This is a genomic window from Bacillus hominis (genome assembly GCF_018332515.1).
Classification (GTDB): domain Bacteria; phylum Bacillota; class Bacilli; order Bacillales; family Bacillaceae_G; genus Bacillus_A; species Bacillus_A hominis.
The window spans coordinates 95,295-104,771 of record NZ_BOQD01000007.1 but is presented as its reverse complement, the minus strand read 5'-3'; the positions used below and the strand labels follow the sequence as shown (position 1 = coordinate 104,771).

Annotated in this window: 11 protein-coding genes; all 11 read right to left on the bottom strand. The window is 37.6% G+C overall.

Features of this window, described 5'->3' with window-relative positions; genetic code table 11:
- Positions 1 to 1,836 (bottom strand): polyribonucleotide nucleotidyltransferase (locus KI356_RS01665; protein ID WP_212934629.1); only part of this gene is annotated, 1,836 nt, incomplete at its 3' end.
- 161 nt (positions 1,837 to 1,997) lie between these two features.
- On the bottom strand, positions 1,998 to 2,267 hold the full coding sequence (gene rpsO, locus KI356_RS01660; protein ID WP_001229392.1) for a 30S ribosomal protein S15: 270 nt from the start codon (positions 2,265 to 2,267) through the stop codon (positions 1,998 to 2,000).
- 100 nt (positions 2,268 to 2,367) lie between these two features.
- The gene (ribF, locus tag KI356_RS01655; RefSeq protein WP_212934628.1) at positions 2,368 to 3,339 is read right to left on the bottom strand and encodes a bifunctional riboflavin kinase/FAD synthetase; all 972 of its coding nucleotides are present in this window, start codon (positions 3,337 to 3,339) and stop codon (positions 2,368 to 2,370) included.
- A gap of 43 nt (positions 3,340 to 3,382) precedes the next feature.
- The gene (gene truB / locus KI356_RS01650; RefSeq protein ID WP_212934627.1) at positions 3,383 to 4,306 is read right to left on the bottom strand and encodes a tRNA pseudouridine(55) synthase TruB; all 924 of its coding nucleotides are present in this window, start codon (positions 4,304 to 4,306) and stop codon (positions 3,383 to 3,385) included.
- A 90-nt stretch (positions 4,307 to 4,396) separates the two neighbouring features.
- Positions 4,397 to 4,753, bottom strand: a complete 357-nt coding sequence (rbfA, locus tag KI356_RS01645; RefSeq protein ID WP_000776437.1) for a 30S ribosome-binding factor RbfA — start codon at positions 4,751 to 4,753, stop codon at positions 4,397 to 4,399.
- A gap of 15 nt (positions 4,754 to 4,768) precedes the next feature.
- On the bottom strand, positions 4,769 to 5,050 hold the full coding sequence (locus KI356_RS01640) for a DUF503 domain-containing protein (RefSeq protein ID WP_002088157.1): 282 nt from the start codon (positions 5,048 to 5,050) through the stop codon (positions 4,769 to 4,771).
- Positions 5,047 to 7,113, bottom strand: a complete 2,067-nt coding sequence (gene infB / locus KI356_RS01635; RefSeq protein ID WP_128281202.1) for a translation initiation factor IF-2 — start codon at positions 7,111 to 7,113, stop codon at positions 5,047 to 5,049. Before infB ends, KI356_RS01640 begins: the two co-directional genes overlap by 4 nt.
- 4 nt (positions 7,114 to 7,117) lie before the next feature.
- Positions 7,118 to 7,429 (bottom strand): YlxQ family RNA-binding protein, encoded by a 312-nt coding sequence (locus tag KI356_RS01630; RefSeq protein ID WP_001286519.1) that lies wholly within the window; start codon positions 7,427 to 7,429, stop codon positions 7,118 to 7,120.
- Complete coding sequence (rnpM, locus tag KI356_RS01625; protein ID WP_128281201.1) at positions 7,430 to 7,702, bottom strand: RNase P modulator RnpM; 273 nt, start codon at positions 7,700 to 7,702, stop codon at positions 7,430 to 7,432.
- 11 nt (positions 7,703 to 7,713) lie between these two features.
- Positions 7,714 to 8,820, bottom strand: a complete 1,107-nt coding sequence (nusA, locus tag KI356_RS01620) for a transcription termination factor NusA (RefSeq protein ID WP_128281200.1) — start codon at positions 8,818 to 8,820, stop codon at positions 7,714 to 7,716.
- A 17-nt stretch (positions 8,821 to 8,837) separates the two neighbouring features.
- Positions 8,838 to 9,308, bottom strand: coding sequence for a ribosome maturation factor RimP (gene rimP / locus KI356_RS01615; protein ID WP_000359098.1), 471 nt, complete (start codon positions 9,306 to 9,308; stop codon positions 8,838 to 8,840).
- Positions 9,309 to 9,477: the final 169 nt, after the last annotated feature.

Below are 9,477 nucleotides of genomic sequence, written 5' to 3'. Positions count from 1 at the left end.
AATTTTCTTCGCTTTTTCATTCATCTCTTGATTAATTGATGAAATGAATACTGTACCATCTTGCTCGATGTCAATTTTAACACCAGTTTCTTCAATAATTTTATTGATTTGTTTACCGCTTGGTCCAATAACGTCACGGATTTTATCTGGGTTAATTGCCATTGTAATAATCTTTGGAGCGTAAGCTGATAATTCAGTACGTGGCTCTGCAATAACAGATAACATATGATTTAGAATGTGCACACGACCAATTTTCGCTTGTTGTAATGCCTCTTCTAAAATTTCACGAGATAGACCATCGATTTTAATGTCCATTTGCAGTGCAGTTACACCTTTTGCAGTACCTGCTACTTTAAAGTCCATATCACCTAAATGATCTTCCATACCTTGAATATCAGATAAAATTGTGTAATGCTCACCAGATTTAACTAGACCCATTGCAATACCTGCAACTGGAGCTTTAAGTGGAACACCAGCATCCATCATCGCTAAAGTACTACCACAAATACTTGCTTGTGAAGTAGAACCATTTGATTCTAACACTTCAGATACAAGACGTACTGTATATGGGAAATCTTTTTCAGATGGAATTACAGGCTCAAGAGCACGTTCTCCTAGTGCACCGTGACCAATTTCACGACGACCTGGTCCACGCATCGGTCTTGTTTCACCAACACTAAATGATGGGAAATTATAATGATGCATGAAGCGTTTTGATTCTTCTACACCAAGACCATCTAAAATTTGCACATCGCCTAATGCGCCTAATGTACAAATACTTAACGCTTGTGTTTGTCCACGTGTGAATAAACCAGAACCATGTGTACGAGATAAAATACCAACCTCTGATGCTAAAGGACGAATTTCATCACCTTTACGACCATCTGGGCGGATTTTTTCAACTGTAATAAGACGACGTACTTCTTCTTTTACAATTTTATATAAAATTTCACTTACTTGTCCTAATGTATCAGCGTCAACTTCCTGAGCTTCGTAATGCTCAATTACACGCTTTTTCACTACATTAATTGCATCTTCACGTGCATGTTTTTCGTGCACTTGAATTGCAGAATGCATATCCTTCTCAGCCATCTCACGTACAGCTTGATTAAGATCAGCATCTACTTCATAAAGTTTCACTGCTGTTTTCTCTTTACCGACAGCTTGTACAATCTCTTCTTGGAATGCAATTAGACGTTTAATTTCGTCATGACCAAACATAATTGCCTCTAACATTGTTTCTTCAGGCACTTGATCTGCTCCTGCTTCAACCATGTTAATTGCATCTTTCGTACCAGCTACAACAAGGTGAATATCACTTTGTTCTTGCTGTTCTACTGTTGGATTAATAACGAACTCGCCATTAATACGACCAACTGTCGCACCTGCGATTGGACCTTCAAATGGAATATCTGAAATAGATAATGCTAATGAAGAACCAAGCATAGCTGCCATCTCAGAAGAACAGTCTTGATCAACACTCATTACGATGCTGACAACTTGTACTTCATTACGGAAACCATCTGCGAAAAGTGGACGGATTGGACGGTCAATTAAACGACTTGCTAAAATTGCTTTTTCACTTGGACGGCCTTCGCGCTTAATAAAACCGCCTGGGATTTTTCCGACTGCATATAAACGCTCTTCATAGTTTACTGTAAGCGGGAAGAAATCTACATTTTTTGGCTCTTTTGATGCAGTTGCTGTAGATAGAACTGCTGTGTCGCCATATCTTACTAATACTGCTCCGTTTGCTTGTTTTGCAAGCTGACTTGTTTCAATTGTTAGCTGACGACCAGCTAAATCTATCGAGAAGACTTGCTTTTCCTGACTCATTTAAGTACCCCTCTCAATTTAAAATATTCAATTCTTCTATGTAAATGGATAGTATATCACAATATTCTTTCCTCTAGTATTGCCGAAAATTAAGTAAGCTATAAAGAGTAGAAGATATATTTTTACCTAACAAAAAAGCGGGAATATTCCCGCTTCTTTGACTATCGACGTAAGCCAAGCTTTGTGATTAATTCACGGTAACGTGTGATATCGCTATTACGAAGGTAAGTAAGTAAGTTACGACGTTTACCAACCATCTTTAATAGACCACGACGTGAATGATGATCCTTCTTGTGAGTACGTAAGTGCTCGTTTAGAGTGTTAATTTGCTCCGTTAGGACAGCAATTTGAACCTCTGGAGAACCAGTATCAGTCTCATGAGTTCTAAATTGTGCAATGATTTCATTTTTACGCTCTTGTGTTAAAGCCATCCTATTTCACCTCCTAATAATTAAACCCCCAGTTACCTAGCAAGCATCGGTGAGTCGCAATGCCAAGTAATGGTTGTCATAAAGTACATAACATAGAATACTACTTTTCATTTGAAAAAGCAAGTATATTCTTTACGCTCGCAAAATATTCTTGGGCAACCTTTTTATCTTGAGCGATTTGCGCAACTAACTCATCAATTCCATTAAACTTTTTTTCTTCTCTTATACGCATGTGCCACTCCACTGTAACACTTTGATCGTATATGTCTTTATTAAATTCAAATAGATGCACTTCAATAGATAATTGACGCTCATTCTCTTTGAAAGTTGGTTTATACCCGATATTACATACGCCATCGTGCCATTCATCGTGAACTTTCAATCTCACTGCATATACACCTACAGGTGGAAGTAGATATTCATCACTTAAACCTACATTTGCAGTTGGAAAACCAATTTGGCGTCCACGCTTATCACCGTGCACAACTATTCCTTCTACCGTATAAGATCTCCCTAAAATAGATGGAATTTGTTCCATTTCGCCATTTCGAATTAACTTTCGTAATGAAGTAGAACTTACTTTTTCTTCTTGATATTCAACTTTTTCGATCACGGTCTGTGTAAACTCCCCTCTTGCATGAAATGGTAAAGTCTCCATCTTCCCTTTCCCTAAACGTCCATATGAATAATCAAAGCCTGCTACTACATGCTTTACATTTAAGCCAATAATATAATCATCGACAAACTGTTGTGGCAATAATCCAGCAAATGATTCATCGAATTTCACCACATATAATATATCAATCCCTAAACTTGCGATGATTTCTTCTTTAAGACGCATCGGTGTAATATACTCCACATGCGCTTCTTTTTTCCCTAATACAACAGATGGGTGTGGATGAAATGTCATGACAGCACTTTTACATCCTCTTTCATCCGCTATTTTTTTCGCTGTTCGAATCACACGTTGATGTCCTAAATGAATGCCATCAAAATATCCTAATGCCATTACAGTAGGTGGTAATTCTACTTTATTTCGTTCATGTGGATGAGTTAAATGAATAAGTTTCACGCTTGCATTCACCTTTTTCTGTAATAATCCTTCCAATAATTCATTATAGCTTTAGTTCTTGATTATTCACAAGTACTTTCATCGGCTTTAGCATACCAGGTTGTTTCGGGTGATGCTCAAAAATTGCTAAGCAACGATCATTTTTATCAAATACTGTAATAAATGGTGCTGTTATTTCTAGTTCATTCTTTAAGAACATACCATTCTTTATTTTTTCAGCTTGCTTTTCATCTACAACCATTTTGGGAAACTTACTTAACGCTTCATCAATTGAAATGAAGATAGACTCTACTGTTCCATTTTGCACGTTTTCTTCAATTTCTTCAAATGATATGCAATTTTCTAGTAAAAATTCACCCGATGCTGTTCTTACAAGGTGAGACATATGTGATGGAAAACCAAGTTTTTCACCAATCATTACTGCTAATGTTCTTACATATGTTCCTTTACTACACGTTACACGGAAACGGAATGAAATGTTTTCCCCTTCAAAAACATCGCGTTCATCAAGTAATACAAATTCATGAATTGTAATTGTACGAACTGGACGCTCAACTTCTTGTCCTGCTCTTGCATATTCGTATAGTTTTTTCCCATTTACTTTTACAGCTGAGAACATCGGTGGCATTTGTTCAATTGTCCCTGTTAGTTCTGCTAGTACCTCTTCTACTTCTTTACGTGTAATGACACGATTTACATCTTGTTTCTCCACAACTTCACCAGAAGCATCTTCTGTTGTTGTTGAAAACCCTAATGTCACTTCACCTTCGTATGTTTTTGTTTCACTTGTCAAAAATTGCGCAATTTTTGTTGCACGCCCAACGCAAATAGGTAATACTCCTGTTACATCTGGATCCAGTGTCCCTGTATGACCAATTCGTTTCTCACGCAATATCTTTCTTAATTTGAACACACAATCATGTGATGTCATTCCCTTTGGCTTATGTAATAATACTACACCTTCCATATATTCACCTCATCGTTATTCTTCTGTAGTAATTGTAATTATGCAAAACTTATTTTACATTGAAAAAATGGATAGACAAATGTCTATCCATTATTCTTCACGTTTACCGTCTTTATTAATTTCATGTAAAAGTGTATCAATTCGATGACCATATCCGATAGACTCATCGAACTCAAAGGTAATTTCTGGTGTTTTACGAAGACGAATACGTTGGCCAATTTCTGAACGAATAAAGCCTTTTGCCTTCGCTAAACCTTTTAATGTATTTTCTTTCTGTTCTTCGTCACCTAAAACAGAAATGTATACTTTAGCAATTTGTAAATCTCCACTTACTTGTACATCTGTTACTGTAACAAATCCAATACGTGGGTCTTTAATTTTACGACTGATAATGTCGCCTAATTCTTTTTTCATTTGCTCGCCCACACGGTTCGCACGTAATTTCATAACTCTTCACCTCATTCAATACCATTCCAAATGTGTTATCGTACGTTCAATTTCAGGAAATGAATCGATATACTCAAGTACACGATTCATTTCTTTTTCACAGACAACACGATTTGAGGATACGGAAACAATTGCAATTTCTGTACGTTGCCATACATCTTGATGCCCAACTTCAGAAACAGCTACATTATAGCGCTGTTTCACACGAGTTAACACACGTTGCAAAATTGCTCGTTTCTCTTTTAAAGAATGCACATCGTAAATCATACACTCGAATGAGAGTGAAGCGATAATCATCGCTTCACTTCTTCCATAACGTATGCTTCAATGATGTCCCCTTCTTTAAGATCATTATATCTCTCAATTGTAATACCACACTCATAGTTTTGTGCAACTTCTTTTACGTCGTCTTTGAAACGTTTTAACGTATCAAGTTGCCCTTCGAAAACTACTACGCCATCACGGATAATACGAACGCCACTATCACGTGTAATTTTACCGTCTATTACGTAACAACCTGCGATCGTTCCAACTTTTGTTACTTTGAACGTTTGACGAACTTCCGCTTGACCGATTACTTTTTCTTCGAATTCTGGATCCAGCATACCTTGCATTGCTGATTCGATTTCTTCGATTGCTTTATAGATAATACGGTGTAAACGAACATCAACGTTCTCTAATTCAGCTGTACGCTTCGCATTCACATCAGGGCGTACGTTAAATCCAATTATAATTGCATTAGATGCAGAAGCTAAAATAACATCAGATTCTGTAATCGCACCTACGCCTGTATGGATAATTTTCACTTTTACGCCTTCAACATCAATTTTACGAAGTGATGCTGCCATTGCTTCTACAGAACCTTGTACGTCTGCTTTCACAATTAAGTTAATTTCTTTTACATCGCCCTCTTGGATTTGTTGGAATAAATCTTCAAGGCTTAATTTAGATTTCTCACCACGTTGTGCAACTAACGCTTCTTGTGCACGTGATTCACCGATTTGACGAGCTTTCTTCTCATCAGCGAATGCCATGAAACGATCTCCCGCTTGTGGTACTTCATTTAAACCTGTAATTTCAACAGGAGTTGATGGACCAGCAACTTTTACACGACGACCAATATCACTTACCATTGCACGAACACGACCGAATGATGTTCCAACAACAATTGGATCTCCAACTCGAAGTGTACCGTTTTGAACAAGTAATGTCGCGATAGTTCCTTTACCTTTATCAAGCTGTGCTTCAATTACAGTACCAGTTGCATAGCGATTTGGATTTGCTTTATATTCTTCTACTTCACTCACAAGAAGAATCATTTCTAGCAAGTTGTCAATTCCCTCGCCTTGAATTGCAGAAATTGGTACGAAAATCGTGTCTCCGCCCCAAGCTTCTGGAACTAATTCATATTCTGTTAATTCTTGCATTACACGATCAGGATTTGCCGCTGGTTTATCCATTTTATTCACAGCAACAATAATTGGTACTCCAGCTGCTTTCGCATGGCTAATCGCTTCAACTGTTTGTGGCATAACACCGTCATCAGCTGCAACAACAAGAATTGTAATATCTGTTACTTGTGCACCACGAGCACGCATTGTTGTAAATGCCGCGTGACCTGGTGTATCTAAGAATGTAATTTTCTTATCATTTACATCAACTTGGTATGCACCGATATGCTGAGTAATTCCACCAGCTTCGCCAGCAGTTACTTTTGAATTACGGATAGAGTCAAGCAATGTTGTTTTACCATGGTCAACGTGTCCCATAATTGTAACAACAGCTGGACGTTCTTTTAAGTTTTCTTCATCCTCTTGCTCATCGATGAATGTTTCAAATTCAGTTTCACTTACAACTACTTCTTCTTCTACTTCAATACCATAATCAGTAGCAATTAACTCAATTGTATCTTTATCTAAGTCTTGGTTAATTGTCGCCATAATTCCTAGCATGAAGAGCTTTTTAATAATTTCAGATGGCTCTTTGCTTAACTTTTTAGCAAGGTCACCTACTGTAAGGCTTCCAGAGAAAGTAATTTTATCTGGTGTTTCTACTATTTGCGTTTGTTGTCTTCCAGCAAAGTTATCTTGACGTTTGTCTTCATTTCCTTTGCCTTTTTTCTTCTTCTTATTGCTGTTCTTTTTACTGCGAACAACTTTCTCTTCTACTTCAAACTCATCTGCAACAGAAGGTTTTTCTGCTTCAGTGCTATATTGATTATCTAATTTGTTTACTACTTCATCTTCTAACATTGTCATATGATTCGAAACCTCGATATTCATCTCTTTTAGTTTTGTCATAAGATCTTTACTTGAGATATTATTTTTTTTTGCATATTCATGTACTCGAATTTTACTCATACCTTCACCCCCGGTAATTTGTATCGAGCATGCTACGTAGCTTTTTCGCAAAGCCTTCATCTAACACAGCTACAACGACTCGCTCGTCTCTCCCAATCGCATGCCCTAATTGTTGTCGATTTTCGACTTTTCTCATTGGTATGTTGTAGTACGTGGTTTTATCAATGATACGTTTTGTAGTGTTCGCTGACGCATCTTCAGAAAGCAATACTAGCTTTGCTTTGCCACTTCGTACTTCTTTTAAAACGAGTTCTTCACCCGAAATAATTTTTCGAGCGCGGTTTGCTAGTCCTAAAAACGATTTCCAATCGGACACTTATTTCGACTCCTTCTCAATAAGCTCAAGAAGCTCTTCGTACAGAGAACTGTCGATTTTCGCTTTTAGATGATGTTCCAAAATATTTTTCTTTTGGGCTTGAATAATGCTTTCTTTATCTTTTGACAAATATGCACCTCGTCCTGATTTTTTTCCTGATAAATCAATAGACACTTCGCCCTCTTTGGAACGAACAATGCGAACGAGCTCTCGTTTTGATTTCATCTCTTGCGTCGCAATACATTTTCGTAACGGAACTTTTCGATTGCTCATACTCATCACCTCTATTCGATTTCGTCTTCAACTGAATCGAATCCGAATGCGATTACGCTATCTTCTTCTGTCACAATACCAAGTTGTTTCGCATCAGACTCACTTTTAATATCAATTTTCCAGCCTGTTAATTTAGCTGCAAGACGCGCATTTTGTCCACGCTTACCAATCGCTAATGAAAGCTGGTGGTCTGGAACAACAACAGTTGTTGCTTTCTCTTCTTCATCTACAAGTACTTTAACAACCTGTGATGGACTTAAAGCATTTGCAACATATTCAACTGGGTCATTCGACCAGCGAACGATGTCAATCTTTTCACCTTTTAGTTCATCTACAACGCGTTGTACACGTTGTCCTTTCGGTCCTACACAAGAACCTACTGGATCAACATCCATATTCTCTGCATATACAGAAATTTTAGAACGGTCGCCTGCTTCACGTGCTACAGAGCGAATTTCTACAGTTCCATCATAAATTTCTGGAACTTCCATTTCGAATAAACGTTTTAAAAGACCAGGATGTGTACGTGATACGTAAATTTGTGGTCCTTTTGTTGTCTTTTCTACTTTTGTAATAAATACGCGAATACGATCATGTGGTTTATATTGCTCATTTGGCATTTGCTCACTTACAGGTAATAAAGCTTCTACTTTACCTAAGCTTACATAGATGAAACGAGCATCTTGGCGCTGTACAATACCAACCATAATGTCTTCTTCACGATCACTAAATTCTGAGTAGATAACACCACGTTCTGCCTCACGAACTCGTTGTGTTACAACTTGTTTGGCAGTTTGCGCTGCAATACGACCAAAATCTTTTGGCGTTACTTCAATTTCTAGTACGTCGCCATCTTGGTAGTTTGGATTAATTTGTCTTGCCTCTTCTACAGAGATTTCAAGACGTGGATCAAATACATTATCCACAACGTCCTTACGTGCTAAAACTTGAATTGTTCCCACTTGTGGGTTAAAGCTCACACGAACGTTTTGTGCTTGGTTAAAATTGCGTTTATAAGCAGAGATTAATGCTGCTTCAATCGCATCAATAATAATATCTTTACTAATACCTTTTTCTGACTCTAATACGAGCAAAGCATCTAACAACTCAGTGCTCATGAAGATCCCCCTTCTTACTAAAACGTAACAGCAAGTCGCGCATTTGCAACTTTATCCATTGGAATTTGGATTTCTTTTTTACGTGTTTTAATTGTTAATAGTAGTGTAATTGTAGTACCGTCGTAGGAAAGTAACTTTCCTTCAAACATCTTCTCACCATCAATCGGCTCATATGTTTTAATTGCCACTTGTTTTCCTACCGCTTGCTGGAAGTCTTTCTCTTTCTTTAATGGGCGTTCCGCTCCAGGAGATGATACATCCAAAAAGTAAAGATGAGGAATTGGATCCTCTTTATCTAAAGCTTCGCTTAAACGTTCACTTACCGCACCGCATTCTTCAATGTCGACTCCCTTTTCAGAATCGATGAATACGCGTAAGAACCAGTCTTGTCCTTCTTGCACATACTCTACATCTACAAGTTCAAGATTTAACTCTTCAACGATTGGCTGCGCAAATGCTTCTACAACTTCTGTGACTTTCTTATCCATAAACAGCCTCCTTCCTGCCGCCATGTACCATTTACAAGAAAAGATCCCGTTCATAAAGACGGTCTATCTTATTCTTTCTCGTTAGCTAACAAAAGCCCCTGCCGTTAAGCAGGGAATATCTGTCTTAGTATTACCAAATTTAAGAAGTAAAACTTGTAACAAAATATGT

Excerpts from the sequence above, each read along its gene's own strand:
- infB (WP_128281202.1), bottom strand. The coding sequence starts at position 7,113 with ATGAGTAAAATTCGAGTACATGAATATGCAAAAAAAAATAATATCTCA.
- KI356_RS01640 (WP_002088157.1), bottom strand. The coding sequence starts at position 5,050 with ATGATTATCGCTTCACTCTCATTCGAGTGTATGATTTACGATGTGCAT.
- nusA (WP_128281200.1), bottom strand. The coding sequence starts at position 8,820 with ATGAGCACTGAGTTGTTAGATGCTTTGCTCGTATTAGAGTCAGAAAAA.
- rbfA (WP_000776437.1), bottom strand. The coding sequence starts at position 4,753 with ATGAAATTACGTGCGAACCGTGTGGGCGAGCAAATGAAAAAAGAATTA.
- rimP (WP_000359098.1), bottom strand. The coding sequence starts at position 9,308 with ATGGATAAGAAAGTCACAGAAGTTGTAGAAGCATTTGCGCAGCCAATC.
- rnpM (WP_128281201.1), bottom strand. The coding sequence starts at position 7,702 with ATGAGCAATCGAAAAGTTCCGTTACGAAAATGTATTGCGACGCAAGAG.
- rpsO (WP_001229392.1), bottom strand. The coding sequence starts at position 2,267 with ATGGCTTTAACACAAGAGCGTAAAAATGAAATCATTGCACAATTTAGA.
- truB (WP_212934627.1), bottom strand. The coding sequence starts at position 4,306 with ATGGAAGGTGTAGTATTATTACATAAGCCAAAGGGAATGACATCACAT.